Raw genomic sequence first — 19,724 nt, 5'->3', positions numbered from 1 at the left:
GAGGTAATTCTTCTCTTATGTAGAACGTCTATTTTGGGCGATTAGCTGCCTCTGTAAGTTGAAAAACTGTATGGAGAAACAAGAAGTGGCACATGGTAATGAGACGCCTCGTCGCTAAGTCCAAAGCGAATGACCACGTCATCAAGGAAGGGAACGTCATCGAGCTCAATTCCTTGCTGTTGGAAGTAAGGAGCAACATGAAAGACGAGCTGATATCTGCCTGCAACAAATGCCCTCCCTTCCAGTAGAGGCGCATTGGTTCTGCCATCAGAGTTGGTTTCGGTTTGTAGAATACGTATTGGCGTATCACCGTCCAAGCGGTATAGCACCACCTGAATGTTGGCGCCTGGAACACCACTCGCGGTGTCGAGAACGTGCGTGGTTAATTTTCCCATAATGTGTGCTCGTGCTAAGTCCATAGTGATGCGCGATTGATCGCGCAGTATTGTTGTTAGTCTTGTTTTTATTGCTGTCTTTTGACGTTGTTATCGATGTTAAGAAGCTGAGTGTTGGAACAATGGCGTGCTTTCGCTGAGTTTTTCTTCGCGATGAGAACACCATCGGTACCGCTCACATTTATATTCTTGATAATAATATGTACACAATATCTACAATTAGTAAAGGTTGTTGTTATAAAAATGTTGATTTGGCTAACGATATTTTTGATGTTTTTTATCGTCGTCACGAACAAATGTTCGTCGGGTTGTATTTTAACTTATTGTTTTAATAGAGGTAAAATAAATAATTTAACTTTAGAAACAAAATCTTTACATTAAAATAAAAAATTGTATACAATAAATGTATTGAATGGATTTGTCGGCGCGCTTCTCTACGCCGAAATTCATAGAACTTACGGACTAGCAGGAGCGATTGGATGAGTCAGGATTATTCTCGAAATCTTATCGGATATGGACCAACGCCCCCTCACCCCAAGTGGCCAAATGAAGCTCGCATTGCGGTTTCTTTTGTTCTGAACTACGAGGAAGGGGGAGAGCGATGTTTATTGCATGGCGATGATGAATCAGAAGCGTTTCTGTCTGAAATTCCGGGCGCTTTGGCGATTCCCGGTGAGCGTCACATGAGCATGGAGTCCATTTATGAATATGGCAGTCGTGCTGGAGTATGGCGGATTTTGCGTTTATTCGAAGAATACGATATTCCATTAACGGTATTTGCTGTGGCAATGGCGGTTGAGCGTTACCCCGACGTTGCGATTGCGATGAAAGAAGCTGGGCATGAAATCTGTAGCCATGGTTATCGCTGGATTGATTATCAATATATGGATGAATCCGAAGAGCGCGATCATATGATGAAAGCCATTGAAATTATTCAACGGGTGATTGGAGAGCGCCCACTGGGTTGGTATACGGGGAGAACGGGGCCGAATACACGTCGACTTGTGGCTGAGGAAGGGGGGTTTGCTTATGACTCTGATGCTTATGATGATGACTTACCTTATTGGCATACAGAAGCCGGACGGCCTCAGCTTGTGATTCCGTACACTCTCGATGTTAACGATATGCGATTTGCTACGGCGCAGGGGTTTAATTCAGGAGAGCAATTTTTCCAATACTTGAAAGACACGTTCGACACGCTTTATGCCGAAGGCGAGAGCGCGCCTAAAATGATGTCCGTTGGCCTACATTGCCGTTTAATCGGTAAGCCTGGACGAATTGCGTCTCTCAAGCGATTCATTGAATACGTTCAGCAGCACGACAAGGTTTGGTTATGCCGACGCATCGATATTGCTAATCATTGGCATCAAACTCATCCGTATCAGGCTGAATCTAAGTCGTGAACACGGCTACCAATGCCGTTCAGCACCACCATACTTTTAACTCGATGGAAGGAAGCATAGATATGACACCGTTTAAATTTGGCAAACCGACGCAATTAAATAAAACCGACTTTGTCGCGCGGTTTGCCGATATCTATGAGCACAGTCCTTGGGTCGCGGAGTCGGTTTTTGAGCAAGGGCTTGCTGAGCAAGATAACCACATTGAATCACTTCATGAAAAAATGGCGTCAGTGTTATTGGCTGCCCCTTATGAACAACAACTCGCGCTTATTAATGCTCACCCAGATTTAGCGGGCAAAGCAGCGATAGACGGAGAACTCACGGCGGCTTCAACTTCAGAGCAAGCAGGGGCAGGTATTGACCAGTGCTCGAAGGAAGAGTTCGCACAATTTACCACTTATAACGATAGCTACAAAAGTCGCTTCACATTTCCCTTTATCATGGCGGTAAAAGGGGCCAATCGTTACCAAATTCTTGAATCGTTCGAGATGCGATTAGGCAATGATAGTGAAACTGAGTTTGCTACGGCGATTAATGAAATCAACAAGATAGCACTTTTTCGCCTCAGAGATATGTAAGTCATAGGAAGACAGCTATCTCTGCTACTGGTTAGGTGGAAGTGGCGTTAACACGCCGTCACCTGACACTCATTTTATTATTTATTGATTAATTGAACTGGATGACCGGATATGTCCTTAGATTTTGAACAGTACATCAACTTAGCCGATGAAAAACTCGGTGCTCAAGCGCTTTTTGCCACCGATGATTTTTTTGCTGATAAGTCGCGTTTGTTACGCAGAGCAGCGCCAGAATGGAAAGATGATGTTTATGATGACAACGGCAAATGGATGGATGGCTGGGAAAGCCGCCGCAAACGTAGTGAAGGCTACGATTACTGTGTCGTGAAGTTGGGGTTAGCTGGCACCATTGCTGGATTAGATATTGATACTTCGTTTTTTACTGGCAACTTCCCGCCATCGGCCTCTGTTGATGCGATTTATAGTCCAAATGAAGATCCAACGGATTTAGCTCATTGGGAAGAAATTTTACCATCACAAGCGCTATCTGGAGACCAACACCATCTCAATGACATTGCCAGTGACAAAGTGTTTACTCATGTTCGTTTAAATATTTACCCAGATGGCGGTGTCGCGCGACTGCGTGTTTACGGGCAACCGAGTGTTGATTGGGAAGCGATTGATTCACTGCAGCAAGTTGATCTTGCAGCGGTAGAGAATGGTGGTCGAGCTTTAGCTTGTAGTGATGAGCACTATGGAAATAAGTCTAATATTCTTGGCCCTGGACGTGGTGAAAACATGGGTGACGGTTGGGAAACGGCGCGTCGTCGGACGCCTGGTAATGACTGGGTTATTGTCGCGTTAGGTCATGCTGGCAATATTGGACGGGTTGTTGTCGATACCGCGCACTTTAAAGGTAATTTCCCAGATAGCTGCTCTATTCAAGCGGCATATGTGAAAGGTGGCACGGACGATCAAGTCGCGACACAAAGCCTTTTCTGGCAAGAGCTACTTCCAGCACAAAAACTCAACGCTCATGACATTCAGGAGTTCGTGTCGCAAGTGAATGAGATAGGCCCGGTGACACACGTTAGGTTAAATATTTTCCCTGACGGAGGAATTAGTCGTCTTCGTTTGTTTGGTACCAAAGCAGACTGAAGAATGAGGAACGTATAATGAGTAATGGAATCCGCCGTTTAGCGATTGAGCCTCTCACCCAAGAGCGTTTTTCTGATTTTGGTGACGTTATTGAGACCGAAAATCGAGACTACTTTATGATCAATAACGGTTCAACACGTCGCTATCATCGCCTTGCTGACACCGATGTTGATGAACAGCAAGGGCAAGCGATCATCAGTATATTTCAGGCCATGCCGTTGAAATACCCACTGACGATAGAAATGCTTGAAAGGCATCCTCTTGGTTCGCAAGCGTTTATCCCATTACTTGGTCAACCGTATCTTATCGTCGTTGCAAAGAGAGGGGACACACCGTCATTAACAGAATGTCGCGCATTCATCAGTAATGGGCGACAAGGTGTTAATTATCATAAAGGGGTGTGGCATCACCCAGTTCTGACACTGACTGAGAACGATCAGTTCTTAGTCGTTGACAGGGCAGGTGATGGGCACAACTGCGATGAAGTGTTCTTTGATCAGAACCTTGTATCGCTTCATCTTGATGATATCCCAACAATGAGTTAGCACGACGATAAGCTGGGTTAAAAGGAATGAATGCAGCGCTTAGATTGAGGCTGCTAAGAAGGAGTATGTTATGGATCCGCACATGACAGAATGGTTGAACCTGCTAATTCGATGGGTTCATATGGTCGTCGGTGTCGCTTGGATTGGCGCATCGTTTTATTTTGTTTGGTTGGAAAACAACCTTAACCGCAGTAACCCAAAAGAAGGGCTTTCTGGCGATCTTTGGGCGATTCACGGTGGTGGCATCTATCACCTTGAGAAATACAAATTGGCTCCGCCTAAAATGCCAGATAACTTGCATTGGTTTAAATGGGAAGCGTACTTTACTTGGATAACAGGGGTCTGCTTACTCGGCGCTGTGTATTACCTCAACGCAGACCTTTATCTTGTTGCCCCAGGCTCTGGTATCGATTCTGCTACCGCCATCGCGATTGGCATTGGCTCTTTAGCAGTAGGTTGGTTGGTGTACAGCTTTCTTTGTGATTCATTCTTAGGAAAAACCCCGGTTATTCTAGGCGTTGTGCTGTTTCTTGGTTTGGTCGCGGCGGCGTATGGATTAACTCAGGTCTTTAGTGGACGAGGCGCTTACATTCATGTTGGTGCGATAATTGGCACTATCATGGTGGGTAACGTGTTCTTTGTTATCATGCCCGCACAGCGTAATCTGGTGAAGGCGATTGAAGAGAATACAGAGCCAGATCCACGTCTGCCAGCCAAAGGGTTGTTGCGCTCTAGACATAACAACTATCTCACGCTGCCAGTATTATTCATCATGATCAGTAACCACTTCCCTAGTACCTATGGGTCACACTATAACTGGCTGATATTAGCAGGCTTATCGGTATTTAGTATTTTGGTTCGTCATTACTTTAATACTCGCCATGGCAGTCAAAAGTTCGCATGGACCATACCCGTCGCCGCATTAGGTATGATCACATTGGCGTTCGTTACCTCGCCGTACGCCAATAAGCCATCGGTAATGAAAGCTGGGCACACTAGCACTGTGACTGAGAGTTCTATCGAGAAGGAATCCAATGATACCTCAACAGACGTGGTTAGCACTGATAGTCAGAGCAGCGATGTGGCCATAGAGGATTCGGCGTCTTCCTTTGCGCAGATTAACCAAGTGATTCAAGTACGTTGCACGGTGTGTCATTCGGCCACACCTTCACATGCCGCGTTTCAAACCGCGCCAGGGGGGCTCATGCTTGATACTCCACAGGAGATCAAAATTAACGCTTCTCGCATTGTCGCCCAGTCAGTGACGACCAAAGTCATGCCTTTGGGTAATTTAACCCAAATGACCGATGATGAACGTGTTTTAATTGGCGAATGGGTAGAACAGGGAGCGCAAATACAGTGATGGGCTAGTGAGGTCGCCTTTATGTCTCGTGAAGGTACCCAAGGTAGTATCTTGTGAACGTAAAACGTGAATGAACAAGAAGGTATCAGGATCGATAGGTTCTGGTGCTTTTTTATTGCCGGTATTTGATTAGGTGATGTAGGTAAAGCCAGCGTGGGACGTTATTGCTGGAAATCCGCCGCAGTTAAGCGGCGATGATTTAAGTGGTACTGGTTATTTAGAAAAGGTCATTAAGTAAGTCGACCAACTCATTTTCAGTCTTCGGCATTTTGGCCAGCTCAATACAGGCTGAACTGCCGCCTTTGAGCATATAAGCTCGGGTAGTACAGTGATCGTGATGAAACCATTTTCCATTGATACAAACGTCTGTATAACATCTTGGGTCTTGTTTAAGTTCCATACTGCTTCCTTTCTATTAACCTTTAACAACAAGTGATTAACATGAACGTTTTTCAAAAGAATTGATTTGATCTAGATCAATAGGTGCGGTGGATTAACACTATAGGGTTAATTGAAAGTTGTAGATGTATCACGCTATAAAGGCACTCTACATGGTTTTTAATATCAAAATACCAGGCTAATTTGGAGTAGTGAACTATTTTAGGAGTTTGACTAGGCGGATCCTATGGCAAGAAAAAAATGGTATTTTTCGATCGGCATCGAATTTAAACAGAGTGTCCACTATTGGCTGCATGAGCGCTTGTTAAATTTACGTGACAAAGAACCCACGTTGTGGAGTCTTTGTCACCGAACCATCTGCTTGCGATTATTTGCTTGCAATTACAATGCGGTTGACATCGATCGTCGCGTCTTCCCATGCATCTTTATCTAGGCTACCCGTAATGATAACCGTGTCTTGCGGTGTTACGTCAACCCCTTGCCAAACACGATCATCAATTTCAACGACAATGGTATTGGTACCATCAGTAAATTGATAGTCTTCATCACCTAACGCGTGAGTGATGGTGCCTGTGATTTGCACTGGTGTATCGTCATTGGCTTTTAGCGCTTGCTCAACGGTGGTTTGCATTCCTTCAGTTGGACCGTTGAAACCGCCATTAGCTGGCATCGTATTTGCCGCTGCGAAGCCAGATGCTAGGACAAGAGTTGTTGCGATGATGATGTTTTTCATGTGAACCTCAGAACTTATAGTATTCGTTTATAGTGCTATTAATAGGCGGTGTCGTTGGTATTTTTAGCGACGGATTCATAGAACTCTATGTTCTTGAGTCGTTGACTAATCCAATGAAGCACTGCCTGAGCGTTTCGTTGATGGTGCTACTATGCACTAGGCTGAATTAATGAGGACTGAAGTGAATATTCAGAATTCGTTCATAATCAAAAAAGTCGCCATTCAAAGGCGACTTTTTTGATGAGGATGGTCAGTCTTATAGATTCACGCTAAATAAGATTGACGATTTTTTTCTCAGGACGTTTGGATTGGGACTGGTTTACATCATACGCTTTATTACCATAGATGTAGGTTTCACAGACAGTGCGGTCATCACCTAAGCTCATTAATACAAACAGCTTCTCTTCCAACGTTGTAGTTTGCTGCATCCTAAAGCGCATGAGCTGCGTGGCATGGAGATCGAGAACCACAAAGTCCGCTTCTTTGCCCACGGCAAGGTTGCCAATCTTATCTTCTAAGTGCAGTGCTTTCGCACCACCGAGAGTGGCGAGATAAAGTGACTTGAACGGATGTAGTTTTTCTTGCTGCAGTTGCATGATTTTATACGCTTCGCTCATGGTTTGAAGAATAGAAAAGCTGGTACCAGCACCGACATCCGTTCCCATTCCCACACGCACGCCTTTTTCTTCAAGTTTGGTGAGTTTAAAGAGTCCTGACCCAAGAAATAGATTAGAGGTAGGGCAGAAAGCGATGGCCGATTCGCTTTCTGCAAGGCGCTCACACTCACAGTCTGATAGGTGAATGCCGTGGGCAAAAACGGATCGCTTATGTAGTAAGCCGTAGTGATCATAGACATCTAAGTAGCTATCACGTTCTGGGAATAGGTCAAGTACCCATTCAATTTCCTTTTTGTTTTCGGACAAGTGAGTATGTAGGTATACATCGGGGTATTCTTCTAATAACTTCCCAACGGTCGCCAGTTGCTCTGGTGTACTTGTTGGGGCAAACCTTGGCGTGACGGCATAAAGTAACCGACCTCGCTGATGCCATTTCTCAATCAGATCTTTTGAAGCTTGATAGCCGGATTCTGGTGTGTCGGTTAAGTAGTCTGGTGCATTTCGATCCATTAAGACTTTGCCGGCTATCATGCGTAAATTTCGCTTTTCAGCCTCTGAGAAAAATACGTCAATCGATTCCTTGTGAACGGTGCCAAATACCAGAGCGGTGGTGGTACCGTTACTGGCAAGCTCATCTAAAAATAGTTTTGCCACCTTATGGGCATAGATAGGGTTTTTAAAGCGGCGCTCTTCCGGAAAGGTGTAGTTTTCAAGCCAATCGAGCAGTTGTTCACCGTAGGAGGCGATCATACCGGTTTGCGGGTAGTGAATATGGGTATCAATAAAACCGGAGGTAATGAGTTTGTTTTGATAGCTCGTCACAGGCATGGATGGGCTGTGGCGTGCGAGAACCTCTGTTGCTGGACCGATATCGATGACATGACCGTTTTCTACGACTAACACCCCATCTTCGAAATATTGGTACGACTGTTCTAAATCGACCTCTTTAGGGTCTGCGATACTATGGAGTATGCTCGCGCGATAGGCGCTGCGTTGCGTTGTCATTTTGATTTCCTTTTCTACCAGCAAGCATGCTTACCAGTGTATGTATTCTGTGTGTAACCTAAACGCGTATTGAGTCTGATGCTCGTGATGGGCATGCCCAGCACATTGTGTGCCGTGAGAGTTTTGCCATTCTAATCACTCGCAATTGCGGCGAGCTTGGGTTACGCGATATGTTGATGTGGCGCTTCATCGTTTGGGGCAATATTGTTGTCTTGGTCTATGATATTGCTCTCTTTTGAGGTGCGTACCGCCGCGCGGTTATCATTCCTATTGCCATGAGTTGGGCGCTTTTGCTCGATACTTTGCCCTTGATAATGGGCAATTAATTCGCCAGCAACAGAAACGGCGATTTCTGCAGGGTGCTTACCTGTTACCGCGCTAATGCCGATAGGGCAAACCATGCTATTAATTTGGTCTTGGTTATAGCCACGTTGCGACAATCTGAAATCGAATTTCTTGCGTTTAGTGAGGGAGCCAATCATACCAAAGTACACACTGTCATTTTTATCAATGATGGCCTTTGCCAGCTCAAAATCAAGCTGATGGTTGTGTGTCATCACTAAATAATAGCTGTTTGATGGCAGGTGTCTCACTTCACCGACGGGATCATCGGAGACAAGCTTAGTCACGCCATGAGGTAAACTATCAGGAAATTCCTCTTCTCGTTCATCGATCCAAGTAACGCGAAATGGCAGGGTAGCCACGATATGAATTAAGGCTTTCGCCACATGGCCCGCTCCGAAGATCACGAGATGTCTTTCTGCTGTGCCGATAGGTTCAAAGCTTAGAGTTGCCATTCCCCCACAACATTGCCCTAAACGGGCGCCAAGATTGAAGCGCTCAACTTTCAGCCCTTGCTCTCTTGTTTCTAGCATCTCTCTAGCCATTTTTGCGGCGACATGTTCGAGGTGACCGCCACCAATGGTGGCAATAATACGATCATGCGTGACTAGCATTTTCGTTCCGGCATCGCGAGGAACCGAGCCTTTATCTTCTAGTACGGTTACCATGACGCAAGACTCATGGTCTTTCTCAAGTTGTGCCAGTGCTTGAATCCAATTGTCTTTAAACATACCGTTCTCCTTAAATATCCCTCAACCCTTCAGTAGGCGGTCCCTTTTGAAAAGAGACCGCGTGGCGGCGGTGTTAGGCGCTGCGTTGGTAGCCCTTGGCTGAAGTGGAATTGTTTTTTAGCGGTGTGCTGACAGCCTGTACAGCCATGAGCACGCGCTCTGGTGTTGCTGGCGTATCCAATTTAGGGATAGCACCATCTACGGCAACAGACGCAATAGCATCTTTTAATGCACTCCAAACCGACATTCCAAGCATAAATGGTGGCTCACCCACCGCTTTGGAGTTAAAGACGGTGTCTTCTGGATTGCTGCGGTTTTCTAGAAGCTCAGTCCTAAAGTCGATCGGCATGTCGGCAATAGCGGGGATTTTGTAACTCGCAGGCCCATTAGTCATCAGGCGACCTTGCTCATTCCACACTAATTCTTCCGTGGTTAACCAGCCAGCGCCTTGTACAAAGCCACCTTCGATTTGTCCAATATCGATGGCGGGATTTAGCGATGCGCCGACATCGTGCAAAATATCCACTCTGAGGATTTTGTACTCACCAGTAAGCGTATCAATGATGACTTCAGAGCAAGATGCGCCGTAGGCGAAATAATAGAATGGACGACCGCGAGCCTTTTCGTGGTCATAGTAAATCTTCGGCGTGCGATAGAACCCAGTACTCGATAGAGAGATCTGGTTCATCCATGCCAGTTCAGCGAAGTTGGCAAAGGTCATGATCTTTTCACGAATTTGCACAAAGCCATTTTTGAAAATGACCTCTTCTGGTGTAACAGAAAAGTGAGCGGACGCAAAATCGATCAACCGCTGCTTGATGGTCATGGCTGCGTTTTGTGCGGCCTTACCGTTGAGGTCGGCGCCCGATGAAGCGGCGGTCGGCGAGGTGTTCGGCACCTTGTCGGTATTGGTTGCGGTGATTTGGATACGGTCAACATCAACTTGAAACTCCTGAGCAACGATTTGTGCAACTTTGATATTAAGACCCTGTCCCATTTCGGTACCACCGTGATTCAAGTGAATACTGCCATCGGTGTAAATATGGATTAGGGCGCCAGCTTGGTTTAGAAACGTCGCGGTAAAGGAAATACCGAATTTAACTGGGGTGATCGACAAGCCTTTTTTTAGGATAGGACTTTGCTGATTGAACTTGGCGATGGCTTTACGCCTTGCATGATAATCACTGCTTTGCTCAAGTTGTTCGGTGATTTCTGGCATGAAGTTATCTTCTACCGTTTGGTAGTAATGTGTGACATTGCGTCCTTCGTCGCCATAGTAATTCGCTTTACGAACCTCTAATGGATCTTTGTTTAGGTACCTGGCAATTTCGTCCATGATATGTTCAATCGTCATCATGCCTTGTGGACCACCAAAGCCTCGATAGGCGGTGTTTGACGCAGTATTGGTTTTACAGCGATGCCCGGTAATGGTTGTGTCACCAAGGTAGTAGGCGTTGTCAGAGTGAAACATAGCACGGTCAACAATAGAGCTAGAAAGATCAGGTGAGTAACCGCAGTTACCGGCAACAATAATTTCACTGCCTTGGATCACGCCATTGTCATCAAAGCCGACTTTATACTGGTTGTAAAAAGGGTGTCGCTTACCCGTCATCGTCATATCTTCGTTACGTAATAGACGCATTTTGGTGGGACGACCAGTCAAATGAGCAATGACAGCAGCCATACAAGCCGGTGCTGCGGCTTGGGTTTCTTTACCACCAAAGCCTCCCCCCATGCGGCGCATATCAATGACGACTTTATGCATCGCTACTCCAAGCACCTCAGAAACCAGTTTTTGTACTTCTGTGGGGTTTTGTGTGGAGGTGTAAACAATCATGCCGCCATCTTCGGTTGGCATGACACTGCTGACTTGAGTCTCTAGATAGAAGTGTTCTTGACCGCCAATATCAATATCACCTTCAATGACATGGGTCGCTTGGGCGATGGCCTTAGCGGAGTCGCCACGCTTTTGCTGATGACTTTCCGTGACAAAGTGTTTTTTCTCGAGCGCTTCTTTTACGTCTAGGATCGCAGGTAGGACTTCGTATTCAACAATAGCGGCGTGGGCCGCTTTTCGAGCGATTTCTAGGCTGCTGGCAGCAACGGCGATAACAGGTTGCCCATAGTATTCTACTTTACCATCAGCCAATAATGGGTCGCCGGGAAGAATGGCGCCGATATCGAGTTGACCAGGGATGTCTTTTGATGTGATGGCAATTTCAACGCCCTCAAATTCATAACATGGAGAGACATCAATACGAGTGATAGTGGCATGTGCCTGTGTGCTTAGTAGCGCATAGACGTGCAACTGATTGGGAAATTCTAAACGGTCATCAATGTAGACGGCTTCGCCAGTGACTTGTTTGGGTGCACTGTCATGTTTGACGCTTTTACCAACTCCCGTTTTGAGATCTTGTTTGACTAGCGCCACCATCTCTTCGTGAGTCAATGGGTTGTGATTCACATTAGACATAAGACGTTACCCTCGTTTCAATCTGATTGTTCTTGTTCGATTCTTCTATGTAGTAGCGCTTTAGCATGTTGCAAGCGGTCATTGAGCGATATTCTTGGCTGGCTCTAAAGTCGGAAAGAGGCTCAAACTCATCCGCTATAGCGGCCATGGCGTGTTCAATGGTTTGTTCGTTCCAAGGTTGTCCTACAAGACGTTGTTCACAGAGGTTGGCTCGCTTAGGTATGGCAGCCATACCACCAAAGGCAATGCGAGCATGAGTGACCGTACCGTTGTCAATTTTAAGATCAAAGGCGCCACAAACAGCCGAGATATCGTCATCCAATCGCTTGGATAATTTGTAGGCACGAAAGCCCGATTGTGTTGGTTTAGGTATAATGATTTTTTCGATAAATTCACTTGGCTTTTGAGCCGTGACTTTGTAACTGATGAAGTATTCTTCAATCGGTAATGTGCGGGTTTCGCTGCCACAGCGGAGCTGTACTTTGGCGTCTAGGGCAATTAATAGTGGCGGTGTATCGCCAATCGGAGAAGCGTTGGCGACGTTGCCACCAATCGTACCCTGATTTCGTACTTGCAAAGAGGCAAAGCGATGCAACAATTCACCAAAATCTGGGTAGTAGCGCTGCAACAGTTGATAAGCGTCGCTGATAGGGAGGTTTGCGCCGATGATTAAATCGTTTTCCGCGTCCTCGCACACTTTCATGTCTTCGACTAAATTGACGCTGATTAGTGTCTCTATTTCTCGGTGAAATTGTGTCACTTCCAACGCTAAATCCGTTCCTCCAGCAACCAATTTTGCCGTTGGGTGCGCTTGATACAGTTTCGCCAGCTCTTCGGTGGATTTAGGAGAAAAAGCGGTAAGGTGACCTGCTCGTAAACTGGCTTCGTTTTGTTGGATCTTTTCCAGTTTTTGAATGGTGATTCGAGAGAGTTCAGAAAACTGGTCAGTGAGTGGGGTGTCATCACATAGAGATAACGCGGCATCAACAATTGGGCGATAACCAGTACATCGACAAAGGTTGCCCGCGAGAGACTCCATGACATCCTGTTTATTGGCGTTAGGTTTGTTTTTCCCTAGCGCAAACATAGACATAATAAACCCAGGCGTGCAATAACCACATTGTGAACCATGAAAATCGACGATGGCTTGTTGAACAGGATGAAGAGAGCGATCTTTTGCTTGTAAATCTTCAACCGTGATGAGTTGTTTACCATGTAGAGCTGAAATAAAGGTCAGACAGGAATTAACCGAGCGGTAACTAAGCTCGCCGTCGACAAGTTCGCCCAGTACCACAGTACAAGCTCCGCAATCACCAGAACCACACCCTTCTTTGGTGCCATTTTTGTTTACCTGTGTTCTTAGGTAATTCAGTACTGTCATATTGGGAGACAGATTTTCTTCTTGTCTAATATCTTGATTGAGTAGGAAAGTAATCAAGAGACCTCCTTGTGTAAGACGTTTAGAGACTAATTATTTTTCTGACCTTTGGGTCAATAATTAGCCAAACTGACCGCTTGGTCAACTATTTTCTTACAAAATAGCAACATTATTTTAGGGTGGATTGTCTTTGATAATGAAAGGGTTGAGTTATGTGGTTGATATCTAAAAGGTTAGCTTATGTTTGATGTGTTAATTATTTGTTGTGTTGTGATGATCGGTAAAGAGTAAAACGAATTTAAATGGGGAGGTGGCTTGGGGAAGTTGCGCAGTCCCTCCTTTTACGGAGGCACTGCAAGCATTAGGATTTTGCTTTAAGGAGATCGGAGAACACGACATGCAAATCATTTGAGGTGGTGGCATTGTCGAGATTCAACTTGGAGCGTATATGGTCTAAATGCTCTTTCATTAAGCTTAGCGCTTGTTGTTCATTACCAGCTTCAATCGCGTCGAGAAGCCCTGTGTGTTCATCTAGAGAGCAGTTAGAGTGACTGCCAGTTTCATATTGCGCAATCAGTAGTGATGTTTGCGACACAAGGCTACGCTGGAAGGTTAACAGTGGCGCATTGTCTGCCATTTCAGCCAATTTGATGTGGAATTCGCCGGACAAACGCAGGCCCGAACCATAGTCATTCACAGCAAAAGCTTTGTTTTCTTTGGCAACGAGTTTTCGACATTCGGCGATTTGTGCTGGTGTTGCGTTGTTGACCGCTAGCTCAGTGATTGCTAGCTCCATCACTTCTCTCGCCTTAAAGATTTGTTTTGCTTCATCGACAGTAGGCGCTGAAACAATGGCACCTCGATTGGGGCGAATATCGACCACTTTTTCCAATGACAAACGTAGCAGAGCTCGACGAATGATCGTGCGGCTAACACCAAAAATTTCGCCTAAGGCTTCTTCGTTCAGCTTGGTTGCTGGTGGTAGGCGTTGTTCTAAAATGGCATCAAAGATATGGCAATAGACCACGTCATCTTGGGTTTGCCCCGCCACCTTGGTTTTAATGTTTGTGTTTACAGAGTTTTTCAGGCTTGCCATCAGGTAACAGTACTCGTTTACAAAATATGAACTAATAGAACAATAATACTTCACTTTGTATACAAGTATCTAGCTGAAACGAAAACTGTGATGAGTCGTGCAGAATTTATGAAGAACATCGTGTTAGCAACAAATCACAAAGGCGTGCATAGAATAAAGCAATCTAGCCGCCATGGATGACGGCTGATTATTTGAGCGTTATCTATCGGCGATATCTGAGTCCTCAGTGACCAAACTGTCGTCCAACACGTCATCTTGCTGGTAGTCGTCATCGTCATCGTCGTCGCGACTCGCTTCAGCTTCAACTGGCTTTTTACCGTTTAATGTGTGAAATCGTCGTCGATCGCGAGCTAAATGAATATACTTGACCCATGCTTTTTCGATCTTAGTTTCAGCCTGTCTTTCATCTTGCATGACCAGCAAAAAGTGTTGTTCGACTATGCTCTCAGGTGCTATCTCACCTTGTTCGAGTTGATTCATAGTCGCACCATAACGAATTAAAATCTCTTCTTCGGCTAACGTAAAGTCGCCAGATTTTGCAAAGCCACGGCGAAATTTGTTGTTGTCATAAAATGGCTTATTGCCAAGACGAAAATCTACATCAGACATAATAACCTCATGCAATCATGTTAACTGTTTGACACTGACCTAGTATAGAAAGTGTCGACGAAATTGCAGGTTTTTTAACCAGTATTTTCACCCCGATGAAACATAGATTTGCTAACATCTTGGCGAACCATTACTTTTCATTTTTATCGTTAAGAAAATATGATGCTGTGATGACATTTTTATGTTCGTCACGTTTTTATATTCACTTCCGAAAATGGCGAGTTTAGATGAGAAGGTGCGTTACACTTATTGTACTAATCACGATGACAATTATTGGCATGGTCGTGCAGTACAAGGGAGTTTAACAACAGATGGCGGTATCATTGAACGATTTATCGACTTACGAGTTCTTGACGAATGACTTCAACGGGCGTGAACCAAAGATGCAAGAAGGCATTCATCATCAACAAATAGAACAATTTCGACTGGCCCGCTTGTCTCGGGATAGTCGATTTGACGGTCAGTTTTTCGTTGCCGTGAAGACAACCGGCATATTTTGTCGTCCTATTTGTCCTGCTAATTTGCCTAAAGAAGAGAACGTTGAGTATTTTGTAAATGCTCCAATGGCATTACAGGCTGGTTACCGCCCTTGTCTGCGTTGTCGGCCGGATAGCGCCCCGAGCTCGTGGGCGTGGCAAGGCGTTGAAACGACCTTCCGGCGAGCAATCCATTTGATCGAGCAAGGCGCGTTGCAACAGAGTAGTGTCGAGCGCTTAGCTGCGAGGCTTGGTATAAGTAGCCGTTATTTAAGACAAGTATTTGAAAAGCACCTTGGTATGTCGCCAAAGCAATATGCGCAATATCAGCAACTCATGTTTGCAAAGCAGTTACTACACTGCAGTTCTATGAGCGTAACGGATATTGGTTTTGCTTGTGGTTTTAACAGTACTCGCCGATTTAATGATGCCTTTCAAAAGTTATTGAAGCTCAATCCAACTAATGTGCGACGGCAGCAGCGTGTTGATGGGGCAAGTAACTCGTTGGTACTTGCTTACCGTGGTGCTTATGACTGGCAACGGCTTCTGGCATTTTATCAATTTAGAGCCATTGATGGCATAGAGCGAGTGACTGAGCACTCTTATGAGCGATATATCGAACTGGATCGAACGTTAGGGTGGTTTAAAGTTTGGGCGGACTTCGAAGATAAAAAAACCGTTCGTGTCGAGTTTGATGTGGAAGATGCGAGGCAGTTGTATTCTATGGTCAGTAATATTAAACGTATGTTCGACCTCAATGCGGATCTGTCGGCGATTGAAAGTCATCTATCAAACGTCGATGCAAACCTCGTACGCCATAGTGGCATCCGTATCCCCGGGGTATGGTCAACGTGGGAGGCGGGAGTTAGAGCGGTGCTGGGGCAGCAAGTTTCTGTGAAAGCGGCGATTGGACAAGTTAATTTACTCACTGATACAGTAAATAAAACTCAATCTGGGCAGAAGGTGTTTCCTGATCCATGTTCAGTTATCCAACATGATTTGAGCTTTTTGCGAATGCCTCAGAGCCGAAAAGACACATTATTGCGGTTAGCTACTGCCCTTAACGACGATGTAAATCTCGCCCCTGATTTGTGGGCTGAAATAAAAGGCATTGGCCCGTGGACGATGAACTATGCGAAGCTACGTGGCTTGTCTCAGCCAGACTTGTTACTAGCCACCGATCTTATTGTGAAAAAATACACAGACCTTCACCCTTCGTGTGTCGCGAGCCGAGTTTCACCGTGGGGAAGTTATGCCACTTTACATTGTTGGAGCCAACATTCATGACATTTTATGCGGTAGTAGACAGCCCATTGGGGCGAGTGACGATTCAGGCTACGGAGCAGGGGCTCACCGGGGTGTGGTTTGAGGAGCATACCACCCAGCCAGAACAGTTGGGGGAGTTGCAAGCGGACCATCCAATTTTATTACTTACAAAGCAACAGCTTAGTGAATATTTTTCTGGTGTTCGTAAGACTTTTGATATCCCACTTGCGGCAAAAGGAACCCCTTTTCAGATGCAGGTTTGGCAAGCGTTATGCGATATTCCTTATGGGCATTCAATGAGTTATCAAGAGTTGGCAGATTACATCGGTAACCCAAAAGCGGTGAGAGCCGTAGGCTCAGCAAATGGGAAAAACCCGATATCGGTGATTGTACCGTGCCATCGTGTCATTGGAAAAAGTGGTCAATTAACGGGCTATGCCGGTGGAGTGGCACGCAAAAAGGCTTTGCTGAATCTTGAAAATAGAGCATAGACTCAACGCTAGTGACCACAATGGCACCCTTGCTCTGTCAGCTTAAAGTTAATTTATTGCTTTGGGTTGTTAGGTGCACGCAATAACACGGTAGCATTTAGTGATAAGTTTCATATTTATTATTGTTAACGGTGGGTTTTTATCGATTTGCAATTGCGAGTGTTTGCATTTTGCGGATTTAATTGCATTATGCAAAAATTATATGAGTATAGTTTATTCACTTAATAGGAAAACCAAGCAATAACAGCAAAAAAAAGAAGATTTAAAACTTGGCACGCTATCTGCATGTATATAAGTGACCCTTATTAAGCCGAGGGTCACCTAGCCAACTGACGTTGTTAGTGAACACCTCTTGTTCACACATGTATATAGCCAGTCACCTTATTTTGTGGCTGGCTTTTTTTCTTTCTAAACACAGCGTTATTCTAAAATTATTTCGTGTTGGTCATCTGACTTGTCATAGCAGCTAGGTTTGCGTGGGCAACCTGCACCCCGTGAACAAATCAACCGCGCTTCATTATCAATACCTCGTTCAATCCAGTTAATATTAAGGATCTTTGAAATGGTAGTGAGATCCTTTTTGATGCTCCTAGGTATCGTTGCACTGCCGCCACTATTGACGCAAAGCCCTTTTAATTCGTTGGCGATATCCAACGCATTTCCTCCTTGCGCATCAATGGCTGGGTTGAGATCAATGCCTGCGCAAAGGACTCGATTATTGCCTGCCGGATCGGTCATATTGACGGATTCACAGCAGTAAATTCTTGGCTCACCATTGACATTTAGGATAGAGAGTTGCGCAGAAGAACCATTTCTCGGTTCAGAAAGGCGTCTAAATACTGCCCAATGTTGGCAAGGGTCGTTCACCATTCGCATGTTTCCCCATGGAAGCGGAATTCCGTTTCCGCGATACACCGCTTTTAACTTCCCAGGCCCGTAAGCGTCAAAGTAATGCCAGTGGGGGTAAGGTGATACTACTGTCATTCGGCGCATAGCAACAGACGGCGAGACACCAGCATGCTTATGGGCATCTATTTCATAGCCACATCGGTCTAGGAGTTGTCGAAATGGCACTTTTGGGCATAGTAGCGCTCCGGCAAAGAAGCTTGATTCAAAGTCTCGCCATGCTTGTAAAATATCTTGTGAGTTGAGCGCCGATGTTGACAGTGAGTTAGTGGAATCTTCCCAGCTATTATGATGACCGACGCTCAACACACTCTTTAACCCCTCTTCGCTATGTAATACTCGATGACCAATGTAAACCGCGAGATCGTATTTAAGCCGAGTGGGGTAGGCTTTTAAGATTTCATTGAGATAAATGGTACCTGGTGGTTCAAAAAAAGAGGTCACTAATTGTTTCGCGTTAATACCAAGCTCATCAACGACATCTTTTGGTGTGCGGTTGACCCACTGCACTCGTAGTCCTAGGTTTTTGGCGATGTCGATAAGGTCTTCGACAGAAAGGTTTAGACGCTTTAAGCCCACTTCTTCGGCAGCTCGTTCTAGGTCGGGAAAATGATTTTGTAAACTTTCTTGATGCGCACGAATGAGCAGGTGGGCGAATTGCCGTCCGGTGATCCCGGTCTGCGACAGCATTTCAGGAATGGCGATTTGCAAAATATCGTTAGAAAAAAGAAAGCTAGGCTCTAGCGCCATACCGCTTATTCCACCTCGATTGCCTCTAACAGGGGTTATTTCTTCTTGTTCGGGTTCACTATCAAGAAACCAAGCGGGATTCTTCTGAAAGACTTCTGCAATGACCTCGAGCATATCGATACTTGGCACTCGCTTACCTCGTTCTATCATCGAAAGGTAAGAAACAGATGGCGCGCACTCGGGGTTAACCCGAATACAACGAGTAGAAAGGTCTTCCATTGTTAAATGGTTACGTTTTCTGAGGTTTCGAACTTTAGTCCCCAAAAAGTGAGACTGTCTGATTAAGCTTTTTGACAACGGCATTTTGTAAAATTCACACTGTAAAATTTTTGTTGTGAAATTGTAGTAAAAAAAGCGCTAGTCTACATAGTAAGCAAGATCACAAAACGAATATTAATTTAAACACCTGTTTAGTGTATTTGCTCTATTTGAGACTAGCGGCAGTAAAAGGAAGAGATTATGAACATGCTGACATTCGATAAGACAGAACTACATAAAAACCATTCAACGTTTATCGCAGAAGCTGTGTTCGCCGTGGAAATGGTCAAAGCTGATGAGCAAATTGAAAAACAGAAGATGGCAAAACAGTTGCTGGACACGCTGTTTCCTTTGGATAATGGCTCCCACGAGGATGTGGTTAGCTACGAAATCGATTACAGACACGTGCAAGCCTATTTTAAAAATGGGCAGCATAGTGGGCTTAAGCGAGCAAAACAGTTTGTTGCTTATGTGGGAGACAAATGTTCACCGGAGTCGATTCTTTTTCGGGATGAAAGTGGCACTCATGTTGAAGTGATGATCGGCTGCCGAAAAGGGACGGGTCGTTTGGAACTGGTCGAGATTGATGATGTTCAATTAGAAACATGCACGACTTTTGGCCGAGGTGAACAGCTACATGCTTCGGGTATCAGACATTGGGTTAGCTTGGTTCAAGGTGACGAGGATGGTCGCCCAAGAGCGAGCGGCGAAGATAAAGAGTACACCGCTAAAAATGGTGATGATTATATGTTGGGGTTTAGCTATACCTACTAAGAAGTTACTGTGTCATGACTAACTAAGGTAGATTATTG

Annotated in this window: 17 protein-coding genes and 2 pseudogenes; 9 read left to right on the top strand and 10 right to left on the bottom strand. The window is 45.1% G+C overall.

Annotated features, from left to right (window positions below; translation table 11 throughout):
• Nucleotides 1-41: 41 nt before the first annotated feature.
• Nucleotides 42-395, bottom strand: coding sequence for a hydroxyisourate hydrolase (gene uraH, locus L4D74_RS10370; protein ID WP_428752062.1), 354 nt, complete (start codon nt 393-395; stop codon nt 42-44).
• Nucleotides 396-874: 479 nt separating this feature from the next.
• Between uraH and puuE the strand changes: the two genes are divergently transcribed.
• From puuE to L4D74_RS10340, 6 genes and pseudogenes are all read left to right on the top strand, one after another.
• Nucleotides 875-1,798, top strand: coding sequence for an allantoinase PuuE (gene puuE, locus L4D74_RS10365; RefSeq protein WP_428752061.1), 924 nt, complete (start codon nt 875-877; stop codon nt 1,796-1,798).
• 62 nt (nt 1,799-1,860) lie between these two features.
• Nucleotides 1,861-2,376: a 2-oxo-4-hydroxy-4-carboxy-5-ureidoimidazoline decarboxylase gene (uraD, locus tag L4D74_RS10360; RefSeq protein ID WP_428752060.1), complete on the top strand. Its 516-nt coding sequence runs from the start codon at nt 1,861-1,863 to the stop codon at nt 2,374-2,376.
• Nucleotides 2,377-2,487: 111 nt separating this feature from the next.
• Nucleotides 2,488-3,474 (top strand): allantoicase, encoded by a 987-nt coding sequence (gene alc / locus L4D74_RS10355; RefSeq protein ID WP_428752059.1) that lies wholly within the window; start codon nt 2,488-2,490, stop codon nt 3,472-3,474.
• A 17-nt stretch (nt 3,475-3,491) separates the two neighbouring features.
• Nucleotides 3,492-4,019, top strand: coding sequence for an ureidoglycolate lyase (locus tag L4D74_RS10350; RefSeq protein WP_428752058.1), 528 nt, complete (start codon nt 3,492-3,494; stop codon nt 4,017-4,019).
• Between the two features lie 70 nt (nt 4,020-4,089).
• A pseudogene (locus tag L4D74_RS10345) lies at nt 4,090-4,989 on the top strand (urate hydroxylase PuuD); the annotation flags it as partial.
• Nucleotides 4,990-5,115: 126 nt separating this feature from the next.
• Nucleotides 5,116-5,382 (top strand): annotated as a pseudogene (locus L4D74_RS10340) (urate hydroxylase PuuD); the annotation flags it as partial.
• A 217-nt stretch (nt 5,383-5,599) separates the two neighbouring features.
• Here the strand turns inward: L4D74_RS10340 and L4D74_RS10335 are convergent.
• From L4D74_RS10335 to L4D74_RS10300, 8 genes are all read right to left on the bottom strand, one after another.
• The gene (locus L4D74_RS10335; protein WP_428752057.1) at nt 5,600-5,782 is read right to left on the bottom strand and encodes a hypothetical protein; all 183 of its coding nucleotides are present in this window, start codon (nt 5,780-5,782) and stop codon (nt 5,600-5,602) included.
• Nucleotides 5,783-6,148: 366 nt separating this feature from the next.
• Nucleotides 6,149-6,514 carry a YgiW/YdeI family stress tolerance OB fold protein gene (locus L4D74_RS10330; RefSeq protein ID WP_428752056.1) on the bottom strand — a complete coding sequence of 122 codons (366 nt, stop codon included), beginning with the start codon at nt 6,512-6,514 and terminating at the stop codon, nt 6,149-6,151.
• A gap of 269 nt (nt 6,515-6,783) precedes the next feature.
• The gene (gene guaD, locus L4D74_RS10325; protein ID WP_428752055.1) at nt 6,784-8,136 is read right to left on the bottom strand and encodes a guanine deaminase; all 1,353 of its coding nucleotides are present in this window, start codon (nt 8,134-8,136) and stop codon (nt 6,784-6,786) included.
• Nucleotides 8,137-8,297: 161 nt separating this feature from the next.
• The gene (xdhC, locus tag L4D74_RS10320; protein ID WP_428752054.1) at nt 8,298-9,209 is read right to left on the bottom strand and encodes a xanthine dehydrogenase accessory protein XdhC; all 912 of its coding nucleotides are present in this window, start codon (nt 9,207-9,209) and stop codon (nt 8,298-8,300) included.
• 73 nt (nt 9,210-9,282) lie between these two features.
• Nucleotides 9,283-11,682, bottom strand: coding sequence for a xanthine dehydrogenase molybdopterin binding subunit (gene xdhB, locus L4D74_RS10315; protein ID WP_428752053.1), 2,400 nt, complete (start codon nt 11,680-11,682; stop codon nt 9,283-9,285).
• Nucleotides 11,675-13,120, bottom strand: a complete 1,446-nt coding sequence (xdhA, locus tag L4D74_RS10310) for a xanthine dehydrogenase small subunit (RefSeq protein ID WP_428752052.1) — start codon at nt 13,118-13,120, stop codon at nt 11,675-11,677. Before xdhA ends, xdhB begins: the two co-directional genes overlap by 8 nt.
• A 301-nt stretch (nt 13,121-13,421) precedes the next feature.
• Nucleotides 13,422-14,156: a GntR family transcriptional regulator gene (locus L4D74_RS10305; RefSeq protein ID WP_428752051.1), complete on the bottom strand. Its 735-nt coding sequence runs from the start codon at nt 14,154-14,156 to the stop codon at nt 13,422-13,424.
• A gap of 198 nt (nt 14,157-14,354) precedes the next feature.
• Nucleotides 14,355-14,765 carry a MaoP family protein gene (locus tag L4D74_RS10300; RefSeq protein ID WP_428752050.1) on the bottom strand — a complete coding sequence of 137 codons (411 nt, stop codon included), beginning with the start codon at nt 14,763-14,765 and terminating at the stop codon, nt 14,355-14,357.
• Nucleotides 14,766-15,148: 383 nt separating this feature from the next.
• Between L4D74_RS10300 and L4D74_RS10295 the strand changes: the two genes are divergently transcribed.
• Both L4D74_RS10295 and L4D74_RS10290 read left to right on the top strand, forming a co-directional pair.
• Nucleotides 15,149-16,528 carry a DNA-3-methyladenine glycosylase 2 family protein gene (locus L4D74_RS10295; RefSeq protein ID WP_428752116.1) on the top strand — a complete coding sequence of 460 codons (1,380 nt, stop codon included), beginning with the start codon at nt 15,149-15,151 and terminating at the stop codon, nt 16,526-16,528.
• Nucleotides 16,525-16,998: a methylated-DNA--[protein]-cysteine S-methyltransferase gene (locus L4D74_RS10290; RefSeq protein WP_428752049.1), complete on the top strand. Its 474-nt coding sequence runs from the start codon at nt 16,525-16,527 to the stop codon at nt 16,996-16,998. The genes L4D74_RS10295 and L4D74_RS10290 overlap by 4 nt, the downstream gene beginning before the upstream one ends.
• Before the next feature lie 420 nt (nt 16,999-17,418).
• Here L4D74_RS10290 and L4D74_RS10285 read toward each other — a convergent pair whose 3' ends face one another.
• On the bottom strand, nt 17,419-18,957 hold the full coding sequence (locus tag L4D74_RS10285) for a DUF3612 domain-containing protein (RefSeq protein WP_428752048.1): 1,539 nt from the start codon (nt 18,955-18,957) through the stop codon (nt 17,419-17,421).
• 156 nt (nt 18,958-19,113) lie between these two features.
• Between L4D74_RS10285 and L4D74_RS10280 the strand changes: the two genes are divergently transcribed.
• Nucleotides 19,114-19,686, top strand: a complete 573-nt coding sequence (locus L4D74_RS10280) for an aldolase/citrate lyase/malate synthase family protein (RefSeq protein WP_428752047.1) — start codon at nt 19,114-19,116, stop codon at nt 19,684-19,686.
• Nucleotides 19,687-19,724: the final 38 nt, after the last annotated feature.

It is taken from the genome of Vibrio cionasavignyae (assembly GCF_050337155.1).
Taxonomy (GTDB): domain Bacteria; phylum Pseudomonadota; class Gammaproteobacteria; order Enterobacterales; family Vibrionaceae; genus Vibrio; species Vibrio nomapromontoriensis.
This window is presented reverse-complemented; position numbering and strand designations above follow the sequence as displayed.